Genomic DNA, 454 nt, shown 5'->3' with positions numbered 1-454 from the left:
TGACCGATCGCAATCGCCCCGCCGTTCACGTTGATCTTCGACGTGTCCCAGCCCATCTGCTTGTTCACCGCGAGCGCCTGCGCCGCGAACGCCTCGTTGATCTCCATCAGATCGAGATCGTTCACCGACCAGCCCGCACGCTCCAGACAGCGCGTCGACGCCGGCACCGGGCCCATGCCCATCACCTTCGGGTCCACCCCGCCGCTGGCGTACGCCTTGATGCGCGCGAGCGGCGTGAGCCCCAGCGCCTCGGCCTTCTTCGCCGACATCACCACGACCGCCGCAGCCCCGTCGTTGATGCCCGACGCGTTGGCCGCCGTCACCGTGCCTTCCTTCGAGAACGCGGGCTTCAGGCCCGCGAGCGAGTCGGCCGTCACGCCGTGGCGCACGAACTCGTCGGTGGCGAACTGCAGCGGCTCGCCCTTGCGCTGCGGAATCGCCACCGGCACGATCT

The 454-nt window shown here is 69.2% G+C and carries 1 pseudogene; it reads right to left on the bottom strand.

Annotation, left to right across the window (positions count from 1 at the left end):
- Positions 1–454 (bottom strand): annotated as a pseudogene (locus VSR34_RS38555) (acetyl-CoA C-acetyltransferase); the annotation flags it as partial.

Source organism: Paraburkholderia sp. JHI2823 (assembly GCF_038900695.1).
Lineage (GTDB): Bacteria > Pseudomonadota > Gammaproteobacteria > Burkholderiales > Burkholderiaceae > Paraburkholderia > Paraburkholderia mimosarum.
The sequence above is the reverse complement of the archived record's forward strand: the minus strand, read 5'-3'. Positions and strand labels throughout refer to the sequence as shown.